This is a genomic window from Bacillus sp. P4_D3, assembly GCF_056401855.1.
This window is the reverse complement of the sequence record NZ_JBFUIN010001126.1, coordinates 1-788: the sequence shown is the minus strand read 5'-3', so window position 1 is coordinate 788 and position 788 is coordinate 1. Positions and strand designations below refer to the sequence as shown.

1 protein-coding gene is annotated in these 788 nt (G+C 33.2%); it reads left to right on the top strand.

Annotation, left to right across the window (positions count from 1 at the left end; genetic code table 11):
- Positions 1-643, top strand: a 643-nt coding sequence (locus tag AC1DTM_RS29755) for an MFS transporter (RefSeq protein ID WP_477001619.1), incomplete at its 5' end; no start/stop codon positions are given.
- Positions 644-788: the final 145 nt, after the last annotated feature.

Sequence of the window (788 nt, the reverse complement as noted above, 5' to 3'; positions counted from 1 at the left end):
AACGGACACAGTAACGGATAAAATAAATGTTTTCTTAGTAGCGAAAAGATTAATTACAAATCCGAAAGTAGTAACATATGGGTTATTAATTGGGGGAGCAAATGGTGTTTTATTTAGCTATTATGCAGAAGCGCCGTTTATCTTTATTGAATACTTTCAGTTATCACCTAGTATGTACGGATTTCTAGGAATTGTAGTTGCGTCTGCTTCTATTATTGGAGCGAAAGTTTCAAAACGGTTACTGCCTAYGTATAAACCGGAGAAAATCATATATATAGGTTGTATTGTAATGACGGGGGGAGCTATCGTGTTATCTGTTATTACGTCCATCCGATCAAATCCGAATATACTATATATGATTGGATTTTTAGTAGCGATGTTTATATTGCTATTAGGAATTGGGATAGCGTTACCTAACTGTCTCAGTCTAGCATTAGTAGATTTTCAAAATGTCATTGGTACAGCAGGCGCATTATTTAGCTTAGGGTACTATATAATAGTCACGCTGACAATTTGGGGAATGAGCCAGCTGCATACAGGTTCCTTAGTAGTCATGCCCCTATATTTTTTAGTTATTGTAGTAATTATGGTGGTTTTCACTCGAGTATTTATTTTGAATGATAGAGCTGAAAATTCTGTTTAAATATATAAAAAAGAGAGTCTCATTGAAAAATGAGACTCTCTTTTTTAGTACTACAGTTTTACAAATTTTATTTATTAAACAAGAGATTTTTTAGCAACTGTTTTTTATCATCTACAATAAATTGTGAATATAGTTGCCATGTGGG